Source organism: Dysgonomonas sp. 521 (assembly GCF_010501055.1).
In the GTDB taxonomy this organism is placed as follows: domain Bacteria; phylum Bacteroidota; class Bacteroidia; order Bacteroidales; family Dysgonomonadaceae; genus Dysgonomonas.
Window position 1 is genome coordinate 25,167 of the sequence record NZ_QVMO01000018.1, and the last position, 26,870, is coordinate 52,036.

Annotated in this window: 21 protein-coding genes; 3 read left to right on the top strand and 18 right to left on the bottom strand. The window is 40.2% G+C overall.

What is annotated here, in order from left to right; all coding sequences use genetic code 11:
- Positions 1–17 precede the first annotated feature (17 nt).
- The 7 genes from D0T84_RS07515 to D0T84_RS07545 are packed head-to-tail and all read right to left on the bottom strand — an operon-like array spanning position 18 to position 4,134.
- A complete protein-coding gene (locus D0T84_RS07515; protein WP_163307269.1) occupies positions 18–683 on the bottom strand; it encodes a hypothetical protein in 666 nt (221 codons plus the stop codon).
- Positions 684–694: 11 nt separating this feature from the next.
- The gene (locus D0T84_RS07520; protein WP_163307270.1) at positions 695–928 is read right to left on the bottom strand and encodes a hypothetical protein; all 234 of its coding nucleotides are present in this window, start codon (positions 926–928) and stop codon (positions 695–697) included.
- Positions 929–969: 41 nt separating this feature from the next.
- Positions 970–1,176, bottom strand: a complete 207-nt coding sequence (locus D0T84_RS07525; protein ID WP_163307271.1) for a hypothetical protein — start codon at positions 1,174–1,176, stop codon at positions 970–972.
- A complete protein-coding gene (locus tag D0T84_RS07530) occupies positions 1,173–2,441 on the bottom strand; it encodes a PcfJ domain-containing protein (protein WP_163307272.1) in 1,269 nt (422 codons plus the stop codon). Before D0T84_RS07530 ends, D0T84_RS07525 begins: the two co-directional genes overlap by 4 nt.
- A gap of 3 nt (positions 2,442–2,444) precedes the next feature.
- Entirely contained in the window at positions 2,445–2,855 is a 411-nt protein-coding gene (locus D0T84_RS07535; RefSeq protein ID WP_163307273.1) for a PcfK-like family protein, read from the bottom strand.
- A gap of 8 nt (positions 2,856–2,863) precedes the next feature.
- Positions 2,864–3,856 (bottom strand): fusion protein, encoded by a 993-nt coding sequence (locus D0T84_RS07540; protein WP_163307274.1) that lies wholly within the window; start codon positions 3,854–3,856, stop codon positions 2,864–2,866.
- Positions 3,857–3,867: 11 nt separating this feature from the next.
- Positions 3,868–4,134, bottom strand: coding sequence for a hypothetical protein (locus D0T84_RS07545; RefSeq protein ID WP_163307275.1), 267 nt, complete (start codon positions 4,132–4,134; stop codon positions 3,868–3,870).
- A gap of 516 nt (positions 4,135–4,650) precedes the next feature.
- Between D0T84_RS07545 and D0T84_RS07550 the strand changes: the two genes are divergently transcribed.
- Positions 4,651–6,747 carry a S9 family peptidase gene (locus D0T84_RS07550; protein WP_163307276.1) on the top strand — a complete coding sequence of 699 codons (2,097 nt, stop codon included), beginning with the start codon at positions 4,651–4,653 and terminating at the stop codon, positions 6,745–6,747.
- Positions 6,748–7,008: 261 nt separating this feature from the next.
- Here the strand turns inward: D0T84_RS07550 and D0T84_RS07555 are convergent, their stop codons facing one another.
- The 3 genes from D0T84_RS07555 to D0T84_RS07565 are packed head-to-tail and all read right to left on the bottom strand — an operon-like array spanning position 7,009 to position 12,821.
- Entirely contained in the window at positions 7,009–7,839 is an 831-nt protein-coding gene (locus tag D0T84_RS07555) for a hypothetical protein (RefSeq protein WP_163307277.1), read from the bottom strand.
- 37 nt (positions 7,840–7,876) lie between these two features.
- Positions 7,877–9,589, bottom strand: coding sequence for a RagB/SusD family nutrient uptake outer membrane protein (locus tag D0T84_RS07560; RefSeq protein ID WP_163307278.1), 1,713 nt, complete (start codon positions 9,587–9,589; stop codon positions 7,877–7,879).
- Between the two features lie 13 nt (positions 9,590–9,602).
- On the bottom strand, positions 9,603–12,821 hold the full coding sequence (locus tag D0T84_RS07565; RefSeq protein WP_163307279.1) for a TonB-dependent receptor: 3,219 nt from the start codon (positions 12,819–12,821) through the stop codon (positions 9,603–9,605).
- Between the two features lie 1,149 nt (positions 12,822–13,970).
- Here D0T84_RS07565 and D0T84_RS07570 point away from each other — a divergent pair.
- The gene (locus D0T84_RS07570; RefSeq protein ID WP_163307280.1) at positions 13,971–15,641 is read left to right on the top strand and encodes a LuxR C-terminal-related transcriptional regulator; all 1,671 of its coding nucleotides are present in this window, start codon (positions 13,971–13,973) and stop codon (positions 15,639–15,641) included.
- Positions 15,642–15,832: 191 nt separating this feature from the next.
- The gene (locus D0T84_RS07575; protein ID WP_163307281.1) at positions 15,833–16,213 is read left to right on the top strand and encodes a DUF3244 domain-containing protein; all 381 of its coding nucleotides are present in this window, start codon (positions 15,833–15,835) and stop codon (positions 16,211–16,213) included.
- A 189-nt stretch (positions 16,214–16,402) separates the two neighbouring features.
- Here the strand turns inward: D0T84_RS07575 and D0T84_RS07580 are convergent, their stop codons facing one another.
- The 8 genes from D0T84_RS07580 to D0T84_RS07610 all read right to left on the bottom strand — a co-directional run bounded on the left by D0T84_RS07580 (position 16,403) and on the right by D0T84_RS07610 (position 26,712).
- On the bottom strand, positions 16,403–16,624 hold the full coding sequence (locus D0T84_RS07580) for a heavy-metal-associated domain-containing protein (RefSeq protein ID WP_163307282.1): 222 nt from the start codon (positions 16,622–16,624) through the stop codon (positions 16,403–16,405).
- A 35-nt stretch (positions 16,625–16,659) separates the two neighbouring features.
- Positions 16,660–18,873 carry a cation-translocating P-type ATPase gene (locus tag D0T84_RS07585; RefSeq protein WP_163307283.1) on the bottom strand — a complete coding sequence of 738 codons (2,214 nt, stop codon included), beginning with the start codon at positions 18,871–18,873 and terminating at the stop codon, positions 16,660–16,662.
- Positions 18,874–18,957: 84 nt separating this feature from the next.
- Positions 18,958–19,527, bottom strand: coding sequence for an AraC family transcriptional regulator (locus D0T84_RS07590; RefSeq protein ID WP_163307284.1), 570 nt, complete (start codon positions 19,525–19,527; stop codon positions 18,958–18,960).
- 424 nt (positions 19,528–19,951) lie between these two features.
- Positions 19,952–20,125 carry a hypothetical protein gene (locus D0T84_RS22435; RefSeq protein ID WP_185155710.1) on the bottom strand — a complete coding sequence of 58 codons (174 nt, stop codon included), beginning with the start codon at positions 20,123–20,125 and terminating at the stop codon, positions 19,952–19,954.
- 567 nt (positions 20,126–20,692) lie between these two features.
- A complete protein-coding gene (gene glpC / locus D0T84_RS07595) occupies positions 20,693–21,907 on the bottom strand; it encodes an anaerobic glycerol-3-phosphate dehydrogenase subunit GlpC (RefSeq protein ID WP_163307285.1) in 1,215 nt (404 codons plus the stop codon).
- Between the two features lie 8 nt (positions 21,908–21,915).
- Positions 21,916–23,163 carry a glycerol-3-phosphate dehydrogenase subunit GlpB gene (glpB, locus tag D0T84_RS07600; RefSeq protein ID WP_163307286.1) on the bottom strand — a complete coding sequence of 416 codons (1,248 nt, stop codon included), beginning with the start codon at positions 23,161–23,163 and terminating at the stop codon, positions 21,916–21,918.
- Positions 23,164–23,254: 91 nt separating this feature from the next.
- Complete coding sequence (gene glpA / locus D0T84_RS07605; protein ID WP_163307287.1) at positions 23,255–24,877, bottom strand: anaerobic glycerol-3-phosphate dehydrogenase subunit A; 1,623 nt, start codon at positions 24,875–24,877, stop codon at positions 23,255–23,257.
- A 1,079-nt stretch (positions 24,878–25,956) separates the two neighbouring features.
- Entirely contained in the window at positions 25,957–26,712 is a 756-nt protein-coding gene (locus tag D0T84_RS07610; RefSeq protein WP_163307288.1) for a hypothetical protein, read from the bottom strand.
- Between the last annotated feature and the right edge of the window lie 158 nt (positions 26,713–26,870).

Here is a 26,870-nt window from a genome sequence, read left to right on the forward strand (position 1 = left end):
AAAAAACCGCCCTTTTGTTACTTTATTTCGGAGACATACCAACTGTCTTGATACTTGTCGCCAATCAGGTTAAATACACCCGATAATCCGCTATCGTTGGCGTGTTTCTTGGCTTCACTGATTGTGCCGAATTCGCCTAATTTATTGAAGCCGATAAATAGTTTGTATCTATCGCTGTTCTCCTTATGCTTCTTAACTTCTTCTTGTAACATCGCATACATTTTTTGATAATTCGTTTTCTTCTGTTCTAATTTGCCGTAAACCTTCAATAGCTGTTCGTCCGTATCAATGTTGAAAAACAAGTCATTGTGTTTTTTGTAGTCAATATATCGGGCAATGGCTCTTTCGACTTTGGTAATCTGTGCTTTTGCCGATGCTACTTTACCTAACAAAAAATCAAAACCAGTCTGTAAACCTGTACGCTTGTCGTAATAGCAATGATATACCTGAACTCTTTTTCTCGGATATTTGCACACTAACTTTGCCTTACGCCATTCGATAAGCCACCGCCAACGGTCTAACATATCACGGGGGATGTCTATTTTGTGCAAGACTTCCCGGCTTCTGTCCTCGTGGCGAATTTCAAAAGTGATATATACCCAATGTTCAATACCCAGTTCTCGTTCCGCTTTTGCAAGGTCTTTCGCATACTGCATCCAATCGTCCATTTTTTCCTGTGCCATGATATTACTTATTAGCTGTTATAAATCCGCTGTATTTCTTCGCCTATCTTTGCCAACGCTTTGCGTTGTTCATTGGTAAGGAGTAATATAAAATCATCGTTGCTATACCATTCTCCACTATTTTCCTGCTCCCGAAAACATCGTCTGTTGGCGGTATCAACAACTGCCAACATTACATCTACTTCGATAGGGGTCAGTCCGCTGATTGTGCAGGTTGTGTTTGCTTTATTTATTTTCAATTTCATTGCTTTGGATGTTGTGGGCGGATTGCTCCGCCCTATGGTTACTATCGTTCAACAATCTCTAAGTTTTCGTTTTTCAAGAATTTCCTGCCACATTCGCAAATGACATGGGTATCAGTTATGCGAGTGATAACTCGTGTGATACTTTCGTGGCAGATATACGGCTTTCCGTTAAAAAAGCCATTTTCTAAGTCGCCCAAAATGTGGCAATACTTGCCGATTAAATTCTCGTTTACTTCTGTTGTTTTCATACTGCTATTCTTTTATTAATGAGTGATATATTCTTATTTACAAGTTTGATAATCCTATCGTGGTGTTCTGAGTTCTTATTGCATACACCCCTTGATTGAACTACCTGCAATTTGGAAAGGGAGATTTCAACGGTTTCAAGCCGTTTCCCGTCAATACAAGCAGAAAGGATAAGACTATCGGGTCTTAGATGATAATCGTTGGTAAATACACAATGGTGCATCGCATCGCCTTCATGCATAATTTCTGTTACGCTTTCAAGTACCCGAACTTGGATTACTCCGTCCGTAAATTGAATGCCAAAGAATTTGGATTTCAGTTCTTGGAATGAGGCTTCGTCTTTTAGGGCTTGTTGTTTGGCTTCTTCCTTGCGTTTCCGCTCAATATGCGCTCGTTTCTTCTGTACATATTTGTCGTGTTCGCCTTTTAACTCTTTGGGGCAAACGTAATGTGCATTATGCAGGTCTTTACCAAAGAAGCGGAGTAAATCAATGTAGTCGCACCACATGGCAACATCATCAATGTTGTAACCGTTTCGGATGCAGATACGGATAGATGACCAATAATCAGCAATACTCCGTGAGGTATGGTAAGCGAAGAACTGTAATAGTGTTGTTTGCTTCGCTTTCAATAGGGTTTCTGCTTTGTTTTCGGTTACGATATAGCGGAATAGGTCGAACGGTGTAAGTTTATGAAAGTTGCCTGTAAATCCGCTCCGTTTGATTTCGGGGATTAACTTCATACGCGGATAAGTGGCGGTTGGGAGCGCATTGTAAAAGTTCTTGTTCGGACGTATTTCAAGATTACTACAAAAGTTCCATGTATCGGTAAAGCAGAATATCGGTCGTAGCTTGGCAATGGTTGTATGCTTGCCGTTAGCATCAATCCAGAGTTGTATTACTTCCGAATGAAAATACCTGGCTTTTTCTCCTACTTTGGCTTTGTAGTCGATATAGAAGAAACGGAGTATCTGAAATTCTTCGGATTTGGTAACCATGCAGAAGTATTGGTAATCATCAAATACCCGTTTCGTTGTATCGTTGATAATCAGCCTTGTATTGCAACTCGGGCAGGTACAATGTGTTTCGGTTGTCTTATCCGTCCATGTATGACCGCACTCCAAACAAGAGATAATGCCTTTCTTCGTTCTCCGTCCGATATGGTCGATACAGTTCTTATATCCCCATTTTACCTGTGCTTTGGTAAGGGGAGATAGTTTTTTACTTAGTTCAAAAACTCGCTTCTGATATTTATTCTTCGGTTTCATAACTTAAAAATCAAATAAAGATGGTTGGGGATTTACTACTACTCTCTTCGTTTTCTTGACTGGGTGTGTCATTTTCCTGTATGCTTCATCTTGTACTTTTTGTATGGCATCTTTACGTGCCTGTTCTTTTTCCTCTTCGGTCAATTCCACTACATGGTTTACTACTACATGGGCGTTCATCGGCTTTCCTACTTCGATATTATCTTCATCATAGTAGTGTACTGCCATAGAGTAAATTTCATCATCGGCAAAACCATTGCAACCGCTTTTCTGTACTGTGTTTAAAATGTAAGTAACACAATCGTCAATGCTTTTCTGCGGGTTTGCATACTTCTCGGCAAATAGTTCATCACTTGCAGCACGTTGTACTAAATAGGTATGTATCGTTCTCTCGAAAATATCAGTTCCTTTCATGGCTTTATCTATTTTAGGTTTAATAAGTTGTTCAATTCCGTTCTCTTAGCGATGGCAAAAATCCACCCTGCTCTCTTGGTCCCATTGTGAGATAATTTTGGATTAAAACGCCCTCCCAATGCTTTGAGTTGGTCTTTAATCGGTCGTGTATCTCCAAATAAAGCTAATGCTTTCTCCGAATAATCCACGATTTCAAATTGCAGACCGTCCGTTTGTTGTACTACGGCAGGAGGTGTTGTTTGCAGTGCCTTGATGCAGATGTTTTCCTCTTGTCCTGCTGTATAGGCGTAATCCTCTATAAACCGTTCCCGATTGTATAGGCTTACTTTCTCGATTATCCAACCGCTGTACTTGCTCTCTCCCAAGTAATACCCATCGCCCATACTGTACTTCTCACGGTGTTCATAGTCCTCGTTGTATTCGGATAGATAGGCAGTTCCTTCAAAGTTCCCTGCATACTTGCGCATCTCAGAAAACAAATCCCGTGTATGTTTGGAAAAACCTAATATCACAGTCCGTTGTACCGAAGAAGCGTAGTAATCGGTTTGCGAGTCGGACTCGTTTTGTTTCAACCGTCCGACAATCATTGCCTTTGCTTCATCGGGAAGTATCTCAGCTAAACGTTTGCGCCCAATAACCCGGACTTCTTCCGTGCGGATGCGTTCCTGCTCTGCTTCGTATTCCTCCGCTTGCTTTTGGTCTTTTGCCTCTTGTAAAAATTTAGCCACTTCTGTGCTGTCCATAAGTTGAGGGTTCTCGCTATCGTAATAGTAGCCGATACCATACTTCTCTTTAAGCGGTCGGATAATATCTGTCGTAAAAAACTCCTTCGTCCGTAGGTTAATCAGCTTGTATGCCAATCCCCAATTGTTCTTACGGATTTCATACACTACATATCGGTCGTAATGGTATCCTTCCATTTGGATAACTTGGTTTACTTCAACTACTTGTTTATCTCTGTTGATTTCACGGTTTGCACCTAATAAAAATACTTTGTTCATGATGGTAAGTTTTAGAATATGAATACTACGATTAATGAAGCGATAAGCAGGAAAAGGAAAACCGATATAAGAATGCCTATCAGACGGAATACGCACTTAATCAGTAAGCGGACAAACAGATACACAACTGCCATAGTAACGAATGACCATGCAGCAGCACTAACTTTTGTCAGTAACCAGATACATACTACCGTACATACTAACCTAAGCACCAATTTTATGTTAATTCCAGAGGTGAGGTTGTTCTTTTGTTTCGTTCTATCGTTTCTCTTTTCCATGACTTTTTTTTTCATGCGGCATCCGTCAGATCGGCTGTTTTTGTTTCGTATTGGCGGCAAAAGGTCAGAGAGGTGATGAAGACAAATTTTTTGCACTAAATACGCTCGCCGCTTGCGGAAAGAGGAAGATTTCGGGCAAAACCCTTTAGGGCTCCGAATTTGACGTATCGCATCTCTGGGATACCTTTGCCAATCGAACAGAAAACAGTCGATTAGGATGCCATCAATAATGAGGAATGGGAAAGAAGAAACGATGTTGAAAATAAAATAACTGTGCCAACAGTGGAATTCAAATCGGTCAGAATCAAATGAAAATATTCTGCCTATTTGAGGTTTAAGATATATTGTCTACCTTTGTAAAAGAGTTATTTGAAGTGGTGAAAAATGAAGCGAGGTAAGGCGGTTAAGTAGTTTCTAAATCATTACCTATCGCTAAATTTCAATAGTTCAATCTCCTGAATAATACCGCATTTCTAAAAAATCACTACCTTTGCAGGCATAAAAATAATTAAACATATGAAATATAAATCAATTATGGCATTCTTTTTAGGTGCAACATTGATGGCTTGTAATCAGACAGATAAAAAGGCTGACACAGAGCAGGACGCTCCTATTATAGGCAAAGCGTCTGTCAAGGTTGAAAACGGGATAATGACTCCCGAAATATTGCACAGTTTTGGACGTGTGACAGATGTGCAACTCTCTCCTGACAAGTCTAAAATACTGTATGGTGTGACTTATGTCAGCATAGAACAGAACAAGACTAACAGAGAGCTGTTTACGATGAATGCAGATGGTTCGGACAAGACACAGATAACCCAAACCCCTAAAAGTGAAAGCAATGCCGTATGGGTAAAAGGCGGAGCTAAAATTGCTTTCCTTAGCAGCGAAAGCGGTTCTTCCCAGATATGGGAAATGAATCCGGACGGAACCGAACGCAAGCAAATCAGCAAAATAGAAGGGGATGTAAACGGATTCTCATACTCTCCTGATGGTAAAAGAATAATGTACATCAAGAATATTAAGTTCGGAGAACGTACATCCGACCGCTACAAAGACCTGCCAAAGGCATCGGGACGCATAATAGACGACCTGATGTATAAGCACTGGTCGGAATGGGTAGAAGAAATACCACATACATTTGTAGCCGATTTTGATGGAGATAAAATGTCTGACGGTGTCGACATTCTGGGAGATGAACCATACGAATGCCCGATGTTGCCGTTTGGTGGTACAGAACAACTGGCATGGAGCCCCGACAGCAAAACAATTGCCTACACATGCCGCAAGAAGATAGGCTTGGAATACGCGTTGTCTACCAATTCGGACATCTACCTGTACGACATAGACAGCAAACAGACTACAAACCTGACAGAAGGAATGATGGGCTACGATATTAATCCTGTATTTTCTCCCGATGGCAAATATATCGCATGGCAAAGCATGGAACGTGATGGATATGAGTCGGATAAGAACAGGATGTTTGTTATGAATCTGGCTACAAAGGACAAAATATATGTAACCGAAGCGTTCGATTATAATACGGACTATCTGGCATGGAGCGACGATAACCAAAGCATTTACTTTGTATCTTGCGTAGAAGCTAAAACCCAGCTTTTCCAAGCATATATACACACAAAGGAAATAAAACAGATAACCAAAGGCGAACATGACTATGAATCATTCAGTATTGCAGGAGATAAATTGATAGCGCTGCGCCATTCGCTATCTAAACCAAACGAAATATACTCGGTAAATATAGCTACAGGCGAAGCTTCTGAACTGAGTTTCGAAAACAAGGACATACTCAGCCAACTGACAATGGGTAAGGTGGAAGAGCGCTGGATAACGACTACCGATAACAAAAAAATGCTTACATGGGTAGTATATCCGCCAAACTTCGACCCGAATAAGAAATATCCTGCCCTGCTCTACTGTCAGGGAGGCCCTCAAAGTACAGTGAGCCAGTTTTGGTCGTATCGCTGGAACTTGCAAATGATGGCGGCTAACGGGTATATCATTGTAGCGCCCAACCGCCGCGGATTGCCGGGATTCGGTCAGGAGTGGCTCGAACAGATCAGTAAAGATTATGGTGGCCAAAATATGAAGGACTACCTGTCGGCAATAGACGAGGTTGCTAAAGAACCTTATGTGAACGCAGATAAACTTGGTTGCACAGGAGCAAGTTATGGAGGTTTCTCTGTGTATTGGCTGGCAGGGAACCACAACAAACGTTTCAAAGCATTCCTTGCCCATGCAGGTATCTTCAATCTGGAAGCTCAATATCTGGAAACAGAAGAAATGTGGTTTGCCAATTGGGATCTGGGTGGTTCGTTCTGGGATAGAAGCAACTCTATCGCTCAGCGTTCTTACGCCAATTCGCCCCACAAATTTATTGATAAATGGGATACCCCTATCATGATTACGCATGGCGAACTGGATTACCGTATTCTTGCATCGCAGGGAATGATGGCATTCAATGCTGCCAAACTGAAAGGTATTCCGGCACGTATGCTTATTTATCCGAATGAAAATCATTGGATAGCCCAGCCGCAAAACGGAGTATTGTTCCAAAGAGAGTTTTTCCGTTGGTTCGATACTTACCTGAAGTAAGGATTTAATTTTTCAATAAAAAAGGTTATCATTACATTCATGATAACCTTTTTTCTGTGTTATATTTTCGGGTATTTACCCAATTGTTTTCTAATAATAAAACCTCACAGCGTTAAGCGGGAACGTATTCTCATATAATCACCTATTTATCAAAGCAATAAACAGGAAATTATTACTGTAAGGTATTTTAATGAAATAAGGGTTGACTCATATACATAAGACAACCCTCACAAATAATACTAATAGTCAAATCCCTAAAGCCTATTTTGCCTTAAACACCCAATAATACGCAGTACCCCATTCCCCAGATCCTGCAGGTGCATAACTTAAAATCAAGGTTTCTTCATCTAAAGTATGTATGTCATATTCATACACTGGTGCTTTACCTTCATCCGGCGACACACCGACAAGGACTGTAACTCCGGCAGTTTTCAATTTGCCTATAGCCCAGATATTACCACTTGTATCATTGGTAGTCTTAGTCATATCAAATGAGAATGTGCCTTTTGCAGTTGTGCCATCAGACCTTTTCTTAGTTAAAGAGGCACCTTGTATAGAGAATACCAGACTTGCATCAACAGTTCCCTCTCCTTCTGCTTGTGCGTCCAAATCTGCACCAGGTGAAAGTATCCACCATGCGGGAGCCTGATTGATCAAATATCCTCCGTTACCCCAGCAGTTGGAAGAAGCCCATACCCATTCTTTTTCGCCGGTTCCGCAAAGCAACCCCCATTCTGCAGGTACTTTAAACGACAATTCCTCTACATTTACAGATAACGTTTTTTCAATAAATGTACCATCAGCATTCAAACCTTTGAACTTTATCGGGCTATCACCTTCAATAACCATCAACACTGTATCAAGCGCTTTTTGGGAAAGCCCTACTCCATAATCCCATTCACATGATACAGGACTGTGATTTATCAATACGATCTTGTTCGATCTCAACCCGTTTACCAATATAGGAGTAGCGGAAATATCGAGTTGGTCAGCAGTAATAACGCCAGTCAGCGTATCTCTGTCTTCAATAGGATCACAAGCTGTCAATATACCCATGAACAGCATTAATATATATATAATCGCTTTATTCATAATTTATATGTTATAATTAAACAATACACTAAGGAAATTACCAGCTTGTATAATTTGCGTCAGATGTGTCCCAACCTTTATTCTGTTCAAGCAATCCGGCAGACAAGTCAATCTGAGTCTGAGGAATAGGTCTGAATCCACCTGTAGCCTCATAGCGAGCCTTATAGCCGCCACCCAGAGCCTTCATAACTGTAGCAACACCCTTATTATAGATGTTCACCCCCTCCTGTTTAGCCAAAGCTGTAGGAGCATCACCCCAACGCATCAGGTCGTAATAGCGTAAACCTTCAAACGCAAGTTCAAAACGGCGTTCTTTCTTTAATGCATCGAGAGAATAAGAAACAGCAGGTAATCCCACACGTGCGCGTACCTTGTTCATGCTTGTAGCATCCTGTTTCAATTCGGAATGCATCAGCAATACATCAGCAAAACGAATCAAAACCAAATCCTGCGTGTTAAATAATTGCATATCTGTACTTGCCCCATCTTTAGCTATAGTATAGGATCCAATCCATGTACCGCCGTTGTAAGCCGAAACAGGCATATATTTCTTTGCCCAGTATCCGGTTTCTTCCATTTGCGAATCACCTCCAAAACCATAATCTGCTAATTCGGCTTCTGCGTCTAATATAGAAGCTACACGTCGTAGGTCGTTTGGTTCAGCCGTTCTCCATTCGTTCCACAGCCCAGTGTTTACAGGACCTGCCCCCCATCCCGGTCCGAATGGGAATGTAGATTCTGTTCCATTATTGGTAGAACCTTGACGAAGTCCGAAAAACAGATTGTACTGATTGGAATAACCCAGTGTATATTGATCACCCCAGTCAGAGAGTGTACCGAATTTAATGGAGAATATAGTTTCCTTATTGCCATTATCGGCCCATGCCAGTCCTTTACCTTTTGTATAACTATATTGCTCAACAGTATATGAATTCGTGTATGGCCACAATTCGCGAAAATCGCCTACAAGGCCATGTCCACTATTGTTGATGCAATCTTCGAGCCATCCTACAACCTGATCTTTAGTAACACTTCCACCATCAGGCAAAGGAAGAGAATCTTTTCCGTAATATCCGGTATAGAACAGGAATACACGCGCCATCAAAGCTTCTGCAGCCCATTTAGTTGCATGACCTGATGCTACCGAAGTATAAGGAGTGGAATACATCTTTTCAATAGCATTTTTCAGGTCGGAAGCTATCTGTGCATAAGTTTCATCAGCAGGAGATTTCGGCTTATTTTCAGCCGCTGAACTCAGTACTAAAGGTACTTCGCCATACATCTGCGACAGGTCGAAATAAAATGTAGCACGTAAGAAAAAAGCTTCGCCTTCGAATTGATTTTTCTGAGCATCACTCTCCCAACCGGAACAATTATTTATGGTTTCAAGCAACATATTGGCACGAAGAATACCACTGTAACGGGCTTTCCAGAATGCATCGGCAGCACCATCACTCTTATAATTCATCAAATGGTCGATAGACTGCACTAGTTTATCATTATCCCCACCTCCGCCGAAACGGTCGTCAGAAGCCAACTCTGCCACAAAGAAAGAGGTTTGAGCCACGTTATCTATAGCTTTGCTGAATGTGGTATAAATACCAGTCAATGATGATTCTGCGTCACTTACTGTCTGAGGGAAATTACTCGTATCCTTCATCGTATAGCTCTTTGTATCAAGAAAACTTTCACAGCTCCAGAACAGCAAGGTTGTTATAATTGCAAATCCTATATATATTATTTTTTTCATAATTCAATACCTATTAAAATTTAAGATTAACACCTACCAGATATGTACGCGGACTAGGATAGAATCCTACGTCGATGTTCGATGCCCAGCTTTTACTGTCTCCATATCCGATTTCAGGATCCAAACCTGAATAGCCTGTGATTGTAAACAGGTTTTGCGCAGTAAAATACAGACGAGCCTGACTTAAAGGCATCGCTGGGAACAGTCTCTTAAAATCATAACCTATAGTAAGATTCTGAAGTTTTATAAAGTCTCCATCCTCAATATAAATATCGGAAATGTTTTGCCAGTTAGGATCACTACCTGTGGTCAATCGAGGTAATCTGTTGGAGGTACCTTCACCATGCCATCTGTCAAATATTTCGGTAGTATAATTATTCAACGGACTATCGGCAAACGAACGATATGATTTTGCAATCTGGAAGCCCAACTTACCTGCGGCAGCGATAGAAAGGTCAAAACCTTTATAACCGAAGTTCAGGCTCAAGCCCACTGTAAATTTAGGGTTCGGATTTCCAATCATTGTCTTATCTTCAGCTGTAATAGATCCGTCGTTATTATCATCTACAAAGATCAGGTCTCCCGGTTGCGAGCCTGCAAGTTTAGCCGGAGTAGCCGCAAGTTGTTCGGCATTCTGGAATACACCTGCAGTTTTATATCCATAGAAATATCCAAGCGGAAAACCTACCTGAGCACGGTACATTTCTCCAGTCCCCTGACTCAAGACATTCTCATCACCATGTATAATACCTTCCGAATTGTCAATACGGGTTACTTCGTTTTTATTGTGAGATAGATTGAAATTGGCCCCATAAGTAAAATCGTTAATACGGTCATTCCAGTTCAACCCTAATTCAAATCCCTGATTTACAATATCTCCTCCGTTGATGGTTTTCTCTGCCAATCCTAACATGGCCGGCACAGGAACTGTTACTAACCAGTCTTTAGTAGTTTTCTTATACCAGTCGAAAATCAGGCCTAAGCGAGCATTCAAGAATCGTGCATCGATACCGAAATCCAGCTGTTCTGTAGTTTCCCATGTTATATCCGGATTTGGCAGAACATAAGGGTAAGAACCTTGTACCAAACTCTTCATATCATTTCCAAAATAATAGCCATTGTGCTTATCCGCAGCAATAGTAGCCAAATACTGGAATGCATTAATACGGTTATTACCGTTTTGTCCCCAGCTACCACGCAATTTCAGGAAGTCCATCCACGAACGAGAACTTTCCATAAATGATTCGTTGGTAACTACCCAACCAGCCGACACAGACGGAAAGTAACCCCATCTATTTCCGCGGGCAAAGTTAGAAGACGCATCTGCACGCAGAATGACTGTCGCCATATATTTTTCCTGATAGTTATAATTCACGCGTCCAAAGAATGAAACAAGGCGGCCTTCTCCCCACGGCGATCCGGTTGCAGTAACTACTGTTACGCCAGGTTCGCCTTTCATATTATCCAAATAAGCATTATCCCACGAACCAGGAAATTGCGAAACAAAATTTGTAGCACCTACACTTTCACCCGTACCATCTTTCTCTATAGATTGTCCTAGTACAGCATCAAAGTGATGTACCTGATTCACATCTAGAGAGTATGATACTGTGTTATCAAGTGAAATAGAATACCCCATACCTGCACTCTGGCTGTTAGAGTCATAGGCATTACTTACTGTATTACTCAGTGTATATTTGGGTTGGTACGACCTGTAGTTGTAAGAGCTCATCTTATATCCGAAACTGCTTCTGAATATTAAATTCTTTATCGGTTGTATCTCAAGATAAGCATTCATATTCAGATTATGATTCCGGCTCATGTTCATACCCCTTGAGTAAAGCATCTGGGCTACCGGATTGGCTATAGCTCCTTGTAGAGCCCAACCGTCCGCATCCTTATCTGCTTTATCATAGTAATTACCATTGCTGTCGTAGATAGGCAACAGTGGACAAGCACCAACCATATTGTGTACGTCGTTCCAATATATATTGGTAATACCTACACCCGATTTTGTGCTATATGTATAGTTTACATTCTCACCTATCTTGATAGCATCGAACCCATTGCCTTTCAGCAACACATGTTCCGAATTAATACGTGCATTAGAGCGTGTATATTCCGGATTGGCCGGTTTGCCAAATATACCATCCTGTGATGTATAAGAGAACCCCATCGAGAATTTAGACATATCTGTACCACCGGTCAGGCCGATGGAATGATTCTGGGTAAGAGCATTTTTATTCCGGATTTCTTCTAGCCAGTTTGTGCCGTTCCATGTACCATCCATTATCGACTGGTATTGTGCAGGTATCAGTTTTTCGAAATCCAGCATCGCTCCACTACCTCCAGTATTGAAGTACGATTCGTTTACGATGGTCATATATTCTTTCGCATTCAGTAACGCAGGCATTCTATAAGCATTTTGCCAGCCTACCCAACCATCGTATGTAAGTTGAACTTTACCTGCTTTCCCTTTCTTGGTTGTAACAAGGATAACACCATTAGCTGCACGCGAGCCGTAGATAGCGGAAGAAGCCGCATCTTTCAACACATCTACAGATTCAATATCTGAAGGGTTCAGTGAATTGAACAGACCTATATCTCCGGTTATTCCGTCAACAACATACAGTGGCGCAGAATCACCCATAGTTCCCTTACCACGAATATTTACAATAAAGTTTTCGCCAGGCATACCCGAACCTTGTGTAATGTTTACGCCGGGTGTCTGAGCCTGCAACGCTGTAAAAGGACTAACAGTACTTTGTTTCGCTATATCGTCGCCGGATACCTGTACAGTAGCACCTGTTATCAGTTTCTTCTTCTGCACACCATAACCTACTACGACTACTTCTTCCAGATACGCGTCTTTATTTTTTAATACAACAGAGATATTACTTTGGTTTCCAACAGTAAACTCTTGTGTATCATAACCTACATATGTAAAAACAAGTATTGCACTGCTATTTGGTACAGATAATGAATATTTACCATCCAGGTCTGTCAACGTACCTGTTGTAGTACCTTTTATGCTGATACTTACCCCGATCAGTGCTTCTCCGGTATCGTCCGTAACCGTACCGGTAATTAATCGTTCTTGCTTCGCTTCGTTAATACCATTACTTTCGGCATAAGCACAAGGTACACTTATCAATAAAAACAAGATAATCAACTTTAAGCAGCGATTAATCTCTTTCCATGATTTTTCATGTAAAACTTGTATGTTCTTCATATAACTATCATTTGTTTGTGAAACTTCGTATTCCTGTTTAAGGTTAACCAGAAATACCTTAATAACTTGAAAATACTTTTTAGGGATCTGTAGTAAATTCATCCCCTCACATCTAAGTGCAGTAAAGAATAGCCAGTCAAATAATAAACACAAAAAACTTATCCCAAACAACCGGAGTTATTCGAAATAAGCTTCATTTTCGGAAATAAAAGATTGGGACAAAATATCTTTCCCTGTATTTGTCCTCTGATGAAAATATTTTTCTGTATTATGTTCTCTCTCTCTCTCTCTCTCTCTCTCTCTCTCTCTCTCTCTCTCTCTCTCTCTCTCTCTAGCAAAATAGAACTAACCACCAAATTTACAGGGGTAAAAATAGCACTTAACTTCGTTATATTTTGCCTTTTTATTTTCATAATTCAGGTATGGATGTGTTTATTGTGAGTGTATTTCTTAATGTATTAAATTGAGGTCGGTTAAATCTACATGGTTTACTTGTATTATTCACTCATAAGCATAAATTTTAGGTTAATTAAGTTATGTTCATTTCAGTATGTCTCCTAACTGTTCGAAAGTACCATATTGGATAATAATATACAAATACTATATTATCTAAAAGCAATACTATTTTGTCAAATAAAATAACTAATTTTATGACATATAACACATAAACATGTTAATTTATTTTAGATTGCAATATTTCAAAAATAGAATATCTACTTAAACCGTTAAAAATATGATTGTTAAAATATAAAATAATAATATCCAGAAAAAAGGTCAACCACCCATATATTAAAATATGTTTACACAAACATCATCTTTATTTTTCAGAAAAACAAATTTATTAATATAAAAACATTGCCTTTCGCTAAAAAAGCATCACTTTTAACATTATGCGAGCCTATGCTATATTTTAACAAAATACACAAGGCGGCCTGTATATTCATTTTCACCCCCTACCTTAGGCCTCAAATGTTATTTAACGTTTGATGTTTTATCTAATTCAATTATATTTTGCCAGAAGAGTAAATACCCTTTGAAGTAATAACATACAATCCGCGCTGTGTTATTTTAAGACTACTATTTTTTAAGAAACATTTGTCACAATAAAAATATAAAAAGTAACTTTGTGACTATTGAAATTTACAAACTATGAGACAGCTAAAGTTGTACATTATATTAATAATACCAATTTTCTATTTTTCGTGTAGCTCAGAATCGAAAAATGCCAGAGAACATATCAACATTGCAGAATCCCTGATCGAGAGCAAGCCCGATAGTGCGCTCGCCTTATTAGATTCGGTATTATACCCCGAAAACCTGAGTAATCAAAATATGAACAGGTACTATCTGTTATGGGTACAAGCCCGCGACAGAAGCCATAAAGATATATCTAAAGACACAATCATCTTCAAGGTAAAAAACTATTACAAAAGAAAGGATAATGCTGAAAAAGCCGCGCTTGCATGCTTCTATTCCGGAAAAGTGCTGAGAGCACAGAAGAACAATAAAGATGCGATGACCGCCTATATGGAAGCTGAGACTTATGCAGACCAAACGCAGGAAAACTACAACGTAAAAGGCCTGATACAGTCGCACATAGGGTATCTTTATTACAATGAACTCTTACAGGATGAAGCTCTTACCAGATTTAAAAAGGCTGTTAACTATTTTGAAAAAGCCAAAAACTTCAAAAATGAAGCGTACACTTTAAGAGATATAGGAAATAGCTTCCTGCTGAAAAAGGAGAGTGACAGCGCATTCTACTATTACCAAAAAGGACTGGATATAGCCGATATATCAAAAGATTCTGTTTGCCAGTCCAGTATCCGAATGAATATAGGAGCGATTTTTAAGAAACAAGAGGATTATGTCAAATCAAAAGAATATCTAAATGACGCTATTATTTATGCATCTAATCCTCTGACAAAAGCTAAAATATACTCTACATTAGCTCAAGTATTAAACAGCGAGAATAAGAATGATTCCGCAATATATTATTTCGAGAAATCTTTAGACCTATTAAAAGGGGATAATGATCCTTTTATATCTTTTAAAATATATAAGTCTCTATCTGAAATTGAAGAAGCAAAAAACAACTATACAAAAGCTTTAGAATATAATAAAGACTGTATAACCAATCTGTATAATATTTACGAAAAGAACGAAAATCAAAGTATTCTGGAAATACAGAAAAAATATGACTTTGAACTTATAAAAAATACAAATAACAGGTTGCTTATCCAAAGGCAGTTTTTAATTATAGTAATGCTGGGCCTGGGATTAATTATACTTGTCATATTCTTCTACTTTTATTATAAGAACCAGAAAAAAGGCAGGGCTTTACTGGAAGCCGAGCAGAAAATAATCCAGCTAAGCCAAATGGCTAAAAGCTATAATAAGAAGGAAGACTCATTCAGAAACAAACTGCTGCACCATTTCGATATACTCAAGAAATCAGCTTTACTGGAAGGTTTCCTGCGTGAAGATGAAAAGAAATATGGCGAAAAACTATTGAAGAAATTTAACGAAATAGTATACAACCAAGCTACATTGGACTGGAACATCCTGTACCAGACAATGAATGAACTACACGATGGGTTCTTTGATTCACTCCGCGAAACATTCCCTCAATTGGACGAATCGGAATTCAGGATATGCTGCCTTATTTATTCCGACTTCACCAATTCGGAAATTAGTATCATAATGGGACAAAGTATCAATACGGTCACATCCAAAAGGTCTACCATAAGAAAAAAGATCGGGGTAAAAGATTATGGAAATATTGTGGATTACCTCAATAGCAGTGTCAAAAAAAAGTAGGAATAGTCATATTTGCCCTAAATAAAAGTCATATTTCATTAAACGACTAAGAAGATTAACTAATTGACAAAAAGAGAATTAGAAAAACGAGTCCTCTCAAAAAAGTCATATCCCCGTTTTTAGGTATCAGAAACGCGATATATCTTGTTTAACTTAGCATCTACAAAATACTAATTTAAAACTGATATATTATGAAGAAATATCTTTGCCTTTTCACTTTTTTACTATTGCTTGCTCCAATTTCTATCTCTGCCGACTCTAATAATGTATTAGATAATAAAATCGAAATCATGGGAGAGATTAGCAGTGAGGGTGAAACAAAATCAACAGGCATAGAGCCTATAGACATTTATATTGAAGGCCGTAGCCTTGATTTCTATTTTTATAGTAAAGACCAATTTAAGATAGAAATATATAATTCGTCTAATGTATTATTGTACACCAAGACCGTAAGCAGATACGGCGGAAAAGTGCTATCCGTAAATATGGCTACCTGGAATTCAGGCACTTACAGGATTGTTATAACCAATGTAACTCACGGTAAATCAGGCACAGCCAGCTTCAGATTGTAAAAACTAATATTATTTATAGGTAAAATATATTAGAGTAGTTTTTCTGATTTTCAATACCGTAGTGCCGGATTACATTGCTTTTCACAACTTCTTATTTACAACCGCACTACGGTTCTTTATTTTCATTCAATTAAATTATAATAAAAGTCTATCGTTGAGTTAACGGGAGACTTTTATTTTTATATTACCTCAGCCGAGATTCTCTATCTTAAAACCGGCTTTCTGTACAACATCAATTACCTCATTTTCAGTAATTCCATCCGAAACCACAGTAAGTACCTTATTTCGGTTATCTGTGTCTACTTCCCAGCTGCTTACACCTTTAGCTTCATTTAAGAAGGGAGTTACTTTGGCAATACATCCGCCACAATTGATATTCGTTCTGAATTTTAATATTTTATTTGTTTCCATAACGTCCTCTATTTTAATTTATTAAACCTACGTATTTACTTTTTCCATTTCAGCCTCAGGCTATTGCTTACTACACTAACACTACTCAGAGCCATAGCCGCGCCCGCAATCATAGGATTCAGAAGGAATCCGCTGAAAGGGTACAAAATCCCCGCGGCAACAGGGATACCTATCAGATTGTAGATGAATGCCCAGAACAGGTTCTGGCGAATAGTGGCCACGGTTTGCTTCGACAGCTTAATGGCCTCAGGAATCTTGGTCAGGTCTGATGAAATAATAGTCATCTTAGCCACATCCATTGCAATATCGCTGCCCTTCCCCATCGCTATACTGAGATCGGCCTGTGCAAGCGCCGTACTGTCATTTATCCCGTCCCCAACCATCGCAACAATCTTGCCTTCCGATTGTAATTCCTTTATATACTCCGCTTTTTGCTGCGGCAACGCTTCTGCCTTGTAATGACTGATACCTGCTTTAGACGCTATTTCCATAGCGGTTGCCTCGTTATCTCCGGTAAGCATATACACTTCTATACCAGAGCTTTGCAGTTTCCGTATAGCACTTACCGATGTTTCTTTTATCTGATCGGATATGGCAATAACAGCCAATGCGTTATCACTATCCGAAAACCAGATTACTGTCTTTGCCTCTTTACTCAGCTTATCCGATTCGGCAATTAATGAATTATCTACAATTATGCCCTTTTCATCGAGGAATTTCCTGTTTCCGACAAAATAATCTTCATTATCTGCCTTTCCCCTGACGCCTGCCCCTGTAATACTCTCAAAATCTGAAACGGCTACGGGCGACACATCTGAAAAATAATTTATAACGGCATCAGCTAATGGATGTTCCGATTGTTTTTCCAGACTGTATAATATATCCTTCTTAACGTCATCATTATTCAGCCAAAGTATATCGGTCACTACAGGCTTTCCTTCCGTTATAGTTCCTGTTTTATCCAGTACTACGGCATTTACTTTTTTCGCAAGTTCAAGGCTTTCGGCATCTTTTATCAGTATACCTTTTTCCGCGCCTTTACCTATCCCTACCATAATGGCAGTAGGCGTAGCCAGTCCGAGCGCGCAGGGACAAGCTATAATAAGCACCGTAACCAATGCCAACAGCCCTTGTGTGAAGCCGTTAGTACCCCCAACTATAATCCAGATGACAAAAGAGACTAGCGCGATGGTAATAACCACAGGTACAAATATGCCGGCTATTTTGTCCACCAGCTTTTGTACAGGAGCCTTGCTACCCTGCGCATCCTGCACCATCTTGATAATCTGGGCAAGCATCGTGTCCGAACCGACTTTTTCGGCTCTGAACCGGAAACTCCCTTTCTGATTTATCGTACCTGCATACACTTTTCCACCCTTCTCTTTCAGTACGGGAACAGGTTCGCCGCTAAGCATACTCTCATCCACATACGAGGCCCCTTCCGTAACCACCCCGTCAACAGCGACCTTTTCGCCGGGCTTTACTACAATTATATCATCCGCATACACCCGTTCGATAGGAATTTCGTTATACTCGCCAAATTCAACCACAGTTACAGTCTTGGGCTGCAATCCAATCAGTTTCTTTATAGCAGAAGATGTGTTGCCTTTCGCTTTTTCTTCCAGCAAGCGTCCTAACAGGATAAACGCTATAATGACGCTGGCCGCTTCGAAATACACATGCGGATGTACTCCCCTGCCCGCCCAGAACTGAGGGAATAATGTATTGAATACACTAAACAGATATGCCATGCTGGTACTCAATGCCACCAATGTATCCATATTGGCGGAACGGTGCCGTGCCTGCTTCCATGCATTTACAAAAAAGTCTTTTCCAAGCCAGAAAATAACAGGTGTGGATAATACCCACATTATTTCGTTCGCATAAGGTATATCCATGAAAAACATACCTATAACAACCACTGGAAGTGACAAGACAACGGCAAGTATCGTTTTTCGTTTCAGTCCGTTATACTTTTTTGTATGGATTTCATCGAGCAAATCCGTTGTAGCAGCTTTATCCTCCTCGATAAGCAAGTCGTAACCGCCATCCTGCACCGCTGCGCGTATATCTTCGGCTGTAACAATGGCTGGATTGAACTCCACGGTAAGCATCGTAGTTGCGAAATTAACAGACGCGCTAACTACCCCTTCCAATCCTTTTACAATGCTTTCCGCGCTGATAGCACATGACGCACAGCTCATTTGAAGTACGGGATATGCTTTTTTAACTATATTATCAGTTTTCATCTTTGTCTTATTTATATATCAATGCAAAGATGATGGTAATAGTTCACAGACATGTTACATTATTTTTCGAAAAGTTTATGAGATTTACACCTCGTCCAACGACTTGCGCTTATTTGTCTTTATTTGCTTAAAGTGGCTTGGTGTCAACCCCGTTACCTTCTTAAACTGTGCACTGAGGTGGGCTACGCTCGAATAATTAAGCTTAAAGGCTATTTCATTCAGAGTCAGCTCATCATAGACTAATAGTTCTTTTACTTTCTCTATCTTCTGAGCTATAAAATATTTTTCGATGGTAGAACCTTCTATCTCCGAAAACAGGTTGCTTATATAATTGTAATCATGATGAAGCTTTTCGCCGATATAATCCGAAAGATTGATTTTCAAGTCATTATCATTATAATGAACCAGTTCGATAATCAGGTTTTTGACCTGCTCTATCAATCGTCCCCGTCTGTCGTCAATCAGGGAAAAACCTAAAGATTGCAGATCGTCACTTAGTTCTTCTTTCTGCTTTGCATCAAGGGCTTGAGGCAGGATAACCTCGCCCAGTTCTACAGATAAAGGTTTAATTCCCAACTTCTCCAGTTCCGCCTTGACAACCATAATACAACGGTTGCAAACCATATTTTTGATATATAATTTATTTTCAGCCATATCTTCTGCATATTCCAATGATATACAAAAATAACACCAAATAGTCCAATTATGTTGCTTTTGTAATAATAAGAAAAAAGTGTCACAATTCACGAGCAACATAAAGCACTAATAACAAAACACATACCACAAAAAAGTGACAAAAGTGACACCTTTTTCATGCTTTTCTGTTGTTACTTTATATCCTTGTTCAACTATGTCAAATATCTCTATATAAGACAATTTTAAACAAAAGACATAAATAATTTAATGAACAAGCAACAGCCTGTCCGCTCTTAACGGAAAAACGGGAAGTGTATAATAAGTATGGGAAAACAAAGTTTTATAGCGGGCATCCGGCTTTTACAGAGTGTAGCTTATGAATTCGTTTTCAGATAACGAATGACTCAAATCAAAGAGGAAATATTAAATAACCTCTTGCCGATTATTTATTGCTGATAATTTTAGCTATATCCACCTGCTTAAATATTTCTTTGAATATTTTCAGAATGCCTACATAAGTCGGAGATAAATTATTTTCCTGTTCACGGTTCTCAAAGAGATTATATTCCCTTCTTTTCAAATCCTGCGTTGCATCTATACTGTAAATTTTTGACATAATATTTATATTTTATAATGTTTCAGGTCACAGACCTGTTTGAATATTCTTAGAAACTGTTTAAATTTTATACGAATATTTTATTATACCTTTTTCTTCGTTCATTTTTAGTCTGTTTTAGGCTGTTTTTTCCTTTCTCTCAACTCAAATAGCCCGCTATTATCGTTTCGAGGAAGAAAAAAGCATCTCTAAAACATCTCTAAAAATTGGAACGAATAAAATTTAAACAGTTTCTTATATCGGAAAAACAAAACAATAGGAAAACTATAATTGAAAGGCTACCATCCTCTTTTTCCATGCTCTATAACAAATATACTAATAATAAAGTTTTTTCACAAATTTAAAGACTACAAAAAGTTTCGAATCGAAACTTTACATAAACATTCAATTAAAATACTATATACAAACACATTAAAACTATACAACATCAATTATTCATAGTATAAAGACCGATATATTCATAAATATCCAGCTCCAATATATTTCGTAATTTCAAAACTTTCAAGCTATACCGAAACTTTATTCGAAAATATATTAAAAACGGGCGGGCAAGCCCCGTCCCTGCAATTATGCTAACGCCTTAGCCAGTATAGATATAGGATGTTCGCAACGCTTTGTGGTCGACATTTCTATCTGCCATTTGCATGTTTCACAATCTGTTACCACATAATCAATATCGGCTGCCTCTATTTGTTTGAACAGAGTCTCGCCAATATCCTGTGATGTCCTGTAGTTCTCCTTCTTGAAACCATAAGTTCCCGCTATGCCGCAGCATTGCGAATCCAATACTTTCAGTTCGATGTTAGGAATAAGCTTGAGCAACTCTATTGAGTAATAAGACCACCCCAGCTTTTCCATGTGGCATGGTGTATGATAAGCCACCTTGATTTTTTTATCTTTCAGCTTAATTTTTAAGTCGGTAGTACTCAACAGCCTGTATATATACCGTGTGGCGAGTTCGACATTATCCCGCACATCTTTGGTATCGATACCCAACAAGTGAGGATATTCGTCCCTTATTGTAAAAGCGCAGGTAGATGATGTAGCCACCACAGGAATATTATTATCCAGTACAGACTCACGGATAGAAGCGACATTTACTTTAGCCTGTTTTCTGGCCTGTTCGATAAAGCCGTTGGAAATGAGGGCGACACCGCAACACTTCTCTTTTTTAAGCAGCTGCACCCCAATGCCCAGCGCATTGAAAACTTTCACCAGATCACGCCCTAAATCAGGATTGTTATAATTAGCGTAGCAACCATGAAAATAGCTGACCTGTTTCGAAAAAGCCAGTTGCTCCTTCGCATGCTTTTTATACCAACCCTCGAACGTCCCAAAAGAGTATTTAGGAAAACTTCTGTGACTATCTATTTTAAACACCGTATCCAATACCAATTTTACGGGTTTCAATCCTAAGGTTGTATTCACAATGGGTGCGAACGGAGTGGCAAGGCTTCCCACGAGGTCGGTATTCGCCAGAATAAAATCCCTTACTTTTGGCTTCTTCTTGCTGTATTTTATTTTAGCAGATTGTATGATATCCCCGATTCTGACATTTGAAGGACAGGCAACTTCACACCTCTTGCAATTGATACAGTATTTCAACGCATCGTCATAAAAATTTGCCTTTTTCAGGCGAAGGCGCTCGCCGTCAGGCCCTGCCTGTTTTGGCCCCGGATAGTCGGGATTTACGGCTGCCACAGGACAATATACTGTACAGACTGTACATTTTATACATTGCTCGAAATTATTCTCACTGATATTATGTTGTTGCAAGTTCATAATCTATCTCATTTATTTAAAATACTTTCGGCTATACTCAGCGCGCTCAATATGGATACGCCTGCCCCACAGCCTTCCTTTATCGGGTTAAAACCTTCAAGAATAGCCCCTGATACATATAAATTATCGATAATCTTACCATTCCGCATCCCCCTGAAGGAATTATCCGTTTTCACTCCGAAACGCTGATAACCCTGAGGTTCGAATATTTTAGAATTATACCATTCCTGGCGGTCTGTTGAATATGATACATCCAGATTGAAAATTGGCTCGTACACACTATCCGAAGTCGCTATCAGTCCCTGGCTAAAATAGCTTCCGGTGGCAAGGACTATATTTTTACCTGCGAAAGGTATATCTCCATGATTGAATGAATAGACCCTTTTTACCGCATTATCCTCCACGTCAGCCCTCTTTACACTGTCGCCAAGCATATATACACCTCCCAGCTTGAGAAAATAATCGTGCAAATACTGCTGCGTATGAATGCCTATAATAGAAGGAGGCATTGTAGGTATTAATAAGACAGGCTTACGCACAGCCTGTTGCAGGCGCAGAAAAGCATCAGACTCCAAGCCTATGCAAGCCGGGAAAATAATAGCTTCGCTGCCTTCGCTTTTATCATTCAATATGTTGGCGACTTCATCTACATTCTTGTCCAGCACCCGTGCAATATTCGTAGAACGCAGTTCACTCGGATTACGCCTGAGGTAGTCTAAATCGGGAAGATTAAACAGATGTATATCACTTTCGGTACCCAGTTTAAGGAATTCATCGGCTATAAACTGCGGATAGAAGTCCAGAAAGCCTACAGGGTTAAATATAGACACGCTCTTCCACGGCAACTTATCAGCATTGTCACTGGTCACGAATCCTGAGGCTGACAACCATGTAGGCTTAAGCGTGCCCATCGGGGTAACCCTGTAATGATTCTTTTGCCCACAACCGGATAAAGGAACATCTATCCCCGAAAAGAATTGTTCGGCTCTACTTACCAGCACAGGAAACTTATCAACTCCAAGCTTAGAGTATGGATGATCCGGCGCTTGCTCAATCAGGTCGCCTATTACAGAAAACGGGTTGCCCACCTCTTTCCCATCCGGTAAAGTATTTAGCAAATCGTAAGAACCGGATGAAAAATGCAGCGCGCTTTGTCCCGATGAGATAATAACACATCGTTGCCCCTGCTGAGACAAACGAATAGCGCACACAAGGCCGGATAATCCTCCTCCTATTATGACTGTATCGAATTTCATACTATAATTTTGTTTTCAATGGATGTATGGAAACTCGCATGACAAAATTATCTTGGACTTTGATAAATTGTGATCCATGCTCATTTTCATACTATTTTTCTTTTTCCGATGATTTTAAACCGCATATACTCTGATATATCCATGCCGTATACTCACTTTCGCGCAATGTATCGCCCCATGCGATGGGATAAATACCTTTCCAGCGCTCGTTGAGGAAAGACGACAGATCTTCTTTCGCCCGTTTGGTACAGAATTTATCCGTATTTCCCATTATTCCCGCAGCACGGCAGGCACAAAGTTCTCCCTGGCAAGTACCCATCCCAACACGTGTTCTACGCCGGAGGTCTACAAGGCTTTTCACATTCAGCTCATCCAAAGCATATTTAACCTCTCCTACCGAAACTTCTTCGCACTCACAAACCAGGCTATTGTCTAATTGTGTATTATCCGAAAATTTCCCAGCCATATCACCATGACGGTAAATAGCCGATTTGCGTTGAGCCGCCGGCAATGATATTATCTTTTTGTTAATTTCTTCTACATTCTCACGCGATCCGGGAAGCTTTTCATCAGCCGTCGTACAGGCATTAACAACATTCAGTTTCTTACAAACCAGGTCGGTTGCCCATTCCGCCATCAAGCGGTAAGTCATCAGTTTTCCGCCTGTGATTGTGATATATCCCTGCAAGCCATCCCTTTCGGCATGATCCAGCAACACAATGCCACGGCTTACATTACGGCCGGTAGGGTCATTATCCGAAGCCACCAAAGGCCTCACTCCCGCATAAGCGCGCAGAATACGGGTGCGGGCAAGTTTAGGCGCAAGCTTCTCCCCTTCACTTACCAATATATCCACTTCTTCCGGGGTTACAATCATATTATCGATCTGGTCGTAAGGAATATTCATAGAAGTGGTACCAATCAACGATATCGTATCTCCCGGAACGAGAATATCCGCGTCAGCAGGCTTCCGGCATCTGTTCAACACCAGATTGTTTACCCGATGCCCGAATATGAGCAAAGAACCTTTTGCAGGTAGCATTTTGACTGTTACACCAGCCAGTGCCGAGATATGTTGCCCCCAGATACCTCCGGCATTCACAACGATGGAACCGTATATATTCTTCGTTTCTTTTTGTTTGTGATCGAAAACTTCTACGCCAACAACGCGATCCTGTTCTTTGATCAACCCTGTTACTTCATGGTAAGTCAGTATTGTAGCTCCACGCTCCCTTGCATCTATCATATTGGATGCCGTCAACCGGAACGGATCGATAGAACCATCAGGAACTCGCACCGCACCAATAATATCAGGGTTTGCAGAAGGCTCTAACAGAAGGGCGGCTTTAGGATCAATTACATCCGCCTTTATACCGGCTAAAGTACATGCTTCAACAAATCGCTTCTGATAATTGATATCATCTTCGGGAAGGCTTAGAAACAAACCGTTCGTTTCCTCAACACAATGGCTGGCTATCCGCTTTAATATCATATTTTCTTTGATACATTCTTCAGCCGATTCCCTGTCTGTGACGGCATACCGCGCTCCGCTATGCAAAAGCCCGTGATTTCGCCCGGTAGCCCCGGTAGCTATATCATAGCGTTCGAGAAGCACGGTATTGAGTCCCCTGCGCGAGCAGTCACGGGCAACGCCCGCCCCCGTAGCGCCTCCACCGATAATAATTACATCAAATGATTCCGGAGAATGTTTCATGACAATTAGTTTAAAAATATGATACACAAATATACGAAACATTTCGAAATACAAAATATTTAAATCGAAATTATTTAAATAAATATCGAAAGTTTATGTAAGTAAAAAAGAGTTATCAGGCTGATAACTCCTTTCCAAATTAATAATTCATGTGAATCAGTATTTCGTTTTGTTTAAATTATGTGTTCAATTTCATTAGTCGTTTGTCGCGACTCGGCATAACATGAATTTTTAATTCAGTTCTGCCCTCGCTACTTAAAACGTTCTTTTATTTTTTATTCTGCGCGCAATCACAGATTGCTTGCCTTACTTTTGGCCAAAGCTCCAAAAGTAAGCAAAAAAGCATTGCGCCCCGCTTCGCCGTACGACCCACCATCGGTTTGCCGGCTGAATGAAGTGATGAAAAATTCATCATTGCGATAATTGGCAGATGATGCTTAAAAGCGCCCGCACTTCATTCTACGCCGCCTGCACCGGGTGGGTACCCCGTACGCTTGCTAACGGCGCTGGCTGACGCCTGATTTGCAGGGTCTATCCTCTGTCTTGACGTTGCGTCGCGACTCCGTGCATCTGTTCCGCAGGCGGGGNTACGCCGCCTGCACCGGGTGGGTACCCCGTACGCTTGCTAACGGCGCTGGCTGACGCCTGATTTGCAGGGTCTATCCTCTGTCTTGACGTTGCGTTGCGACTCCGTGCATAAGTTCCGCAGGCGGGGTACCCACCCGGTGCAGGCGGCGTGAAACGGGATGTTGTCCGAGCCGAAGGCGAGTTTCGTCCCGTTTAGCCGGCAAGCCGTTGGTGGGTCGCCGAGGGACAAAGCACTAGCCTTTTGCCTTCTTTTGGGCAATGCCAAAAGAAGGGACAAGCCCGGGAGGGCGCGGCAGCAGGGAGCTACGACTAAAGTATTTAGCCTAGGATAGCTTTATGTAAAAAATAAAAGAACGTTTTAAGTAGCGAGGGCAGAACTAAAATTTATTTTATGTTATGCCGAGTCACGACAAACGACTAATGAAATTGAACATTTAACTTATCAACTACTGATTGACATAATTCACTAACGTAAAAGTATAGCACTACTATTAGAATATATCCAATGCGATTTGGAGATTAGCTTCATTATTAGCCGGATTCCACATACCCATCACCGAAACGGGCAAAGTATAGCTTCCTAATTGCAGTTTCTTAGAGGCTGTAACACTAATATTTACAATACCGGCGTCTTTGGCGTAGAAATGAGCATCCGTTCCTTTTTCAGGATTGAGAGCAAATGCTCCGGCAAGCCCCAGATCCACATCCACAACGTTTCCTCTCAGTACAGGATAATCCATAGACACATAAGTGGAATACAGGTTCTTTTCATTCATCGCCCCCCTGTCTCGTCCAAAAATCACAGTTGCCCAGCTAATATTCAACGGGAAACTTCCCTGAAAACGGTACGCAATCGAAAGATCTATAAAATGCCCTGTTTCTCTGGCACTGTAATTAAAGACCTGCCTGTTGTTGTAAGTCGCGTCTTTGGAAAAATTATAAATATCCCACAACGCTACTTTGAAACCGTTTTTCTCATACGACAAATAGTAGTCAAACTCTTTATAGTCTCCTGTGCAACCTGCACCACCCCAAAGGCCGAAAGTAAAGCTCTTGCTTTTATCTTTAATGTTCAGGTCTACAGCTGCCAATGCCGTGTTTGTAACTTGTAACCCTCTCCATAAGTGCATATTCTTCAGTTGTAATGAAAAATCTACAGGATTGTATTTCCCTTCATTTTGAGCACACAGGGAGTGAGACAACAGCAATAACGCGATTGTTAAAATCGTAATCTTAAAATAATTCATAATGTGATGTGTATTAGATTTCTTTTAGAGTCTGTTTAAATTTTATACGAATATTTTCATAGTACATGACAAAATTTTATATCCTGCTGTAGGGGCATCCCCTTGTGGGTGCCCGTAAACGATGACAAGCGGGCAGGGACAAGCCACTGCCCCTACAT

Coding starts and splice junctions, on each gene's coding strand:
- D0T84_RS07515 (WP_163307269.1), bottom strand. CDS start 683: ATGGCACAGGAAAAAATGGACGATTGGATGCAGTATGCGAAAGACCTT.
- D0T84_RS07520 (WP_163307270.1), bottom strand. CDS start 928: ATGAAATTGAAAATAAATAAAGCAAACACAACCTGCACAATCAGCGGA.
- D0T84_RS07525 (WP_163307271.1), bottom strand. CDS start 1,176: ATGAAAACAACAGAAGTAAACGAGAATTTAATCGGCAAGTATTGCCAC.
- D0T84_RS07530 (WP_163307272.1), bottom strand. CDS start 2,441: ATGAAACCGAAGAATAAATATCAGAAGCGAGTTTTTGAACTAAGTAAA.
- D0T84_RS07535 (WP_163307273.1), bottom strand. CDS start 2,855: ATGAAAGGAACTGATATTTTCGAGAGAACGATACATACCTATTTAGTA.
- D0T84_RS07540 (WP_163307274.1), bottom strand. CDS start 3,856: ATGAACAAAGTATTTTTATTAGGTGCAAACCGTGAAATCAACAGAGAT.
- D0T84_RS07545 (WP_163307275.1), bottom strand. CDS start 4,134: ATGGAAAAGAGAAACGATAGAACGAAACAAAAGAACAACCTCACCTCT.
- D0T84_RS07550 (WP_163307276.1), top strand. CDS start 4,651: ATGAAATATAAATCAATTATGGCATTCTTTTTAGGTGCAACATTGATG.
- D0T84_RS07555 (WP_163307277.1), bottom strand. CDS start 7,839: ATGAATAAAGCGATTATATATATATTAATGCTGTTCATGGGTATATTG.
- D0T84_RS07560 (WP_163307278.1), bottom strand. CDS start 9,589: ATGAAAAAAATAATATATATAGGATTTGCAATTATAACAACCTTGCTG.
- D0T84_RS07565 (WP_163307279.1), bottom strand. CDS start 12,821: ATGAAGAACATACAAGTTTTACATGAAAAATCATGGAAAGAGATTAAT.
- D0T84_RS07570 (WP_163307280.1), top strand. CDS start 13,971: ATGAGACAGCTAAAGTTGTACATTATATTAATAATACCAATTTTCTAT.
- D0T84_RS07575 (WP_163307281.1), top strand. CDS start 15,833: ATGAAGAAATATCTTTGCCTTTTCACTTTTTTACTATTGCTTGCTCCA.
- D0T84_RS07580 (WP_163307282.1), bottom strand. CDS start 16,624: ATGGAAACAAATAAAATATTAAAATTCAGAACGAATATCAATTGTGGC.
- D0T84_RS07585 (WP_163307283.1), bottom strand. CDS start 18,873: ATGAAAACTGATAATATAGTTAAAAAAGCATATCCCGTACTTCAAATG.
- D0T84_RS07590 (WP_163307284.1), bottom strand. CDS start 19,527: ATGGCTGAAAATAAATTATATATCAAAAATATGGTTTGCAACCGTTGT.
- D0T84_RS22435 (WP_185155710.1), bottom strand. CDS start 20,125: ATGTCAAAAATTTACAGTATAGATGCAACGCAGGATTTGAAAAGAAGG.
- glpC (WP_163307285.1), bottom strand. CDS start 21,907: ATGAACTTGCAACAACATAATATCAGTGAGAATAATTTCGAGCAATGT.
- glpB (WP_163307286.1), bottom strand. CDS start 23,163: ATGAAATTCGATACAGTCATAATAGGAGGAGGATTATCCGGCCTTGTG.
- glpA (WP_163307287.1), bottom strand. CDS start 24,877: ATGAAACATTCTCCGGAATCATTTGATGTAATTATTATCGGTGGAGGC.
- D0T84_RS07610 (WP_163307288.1), bottom strand. CDS start 26,712: ATGAATTATTTTAAGATTACGATTTTAACAATCGCGTTATTGCTGTTG.